General features: G+C 68.4%; 1 protein-coding gene. It reads left to right on the plus strand.

Annotated features, from left to right (window positions below):
* Positions 1-244, plus strand: a 244-nt coding sequence (locus KVT32_RS31125) for a hypothetical protein (RefSeq protein WP_217619536.1), incomplete at both ends; no start/stop codon positions are given.

Below are 244 nucleotides of genomic sequence, written 5' to 3' on the forward strand. Positions count from 1 at the left end.
CTCCTGGCAGGTCATGGCGAACGGCCACGTGTATCCGCTGCAGGCCGGCCCGACCCGCCAGGCGAACCTGGCCTGGCGCGACGAAGGACGCGCGGCCAAGCTCGGCTGGTCGGTGGAGCCGGCGAATGGCGCCAATCATCCTGGCGCGGACCTGATCGACTACATGCTGCCGACCGATCCGCCGTGGTACATCGACAACCTGTCCTGCGGTCCCCTGGCGCTGAACCGTGGCGGCGTGGATATT

The sequence above is a fragment of the Achromobacter sp. GbtcB20 genome (genome assembly GCF_019091095.1).
Lineage (GTDB): Bacteria > Pseudomonadota > Gammaproteobacteria > Burkholderiales > Burkholderiaceae_B > Achromobacter > Achromobacter mucicolens.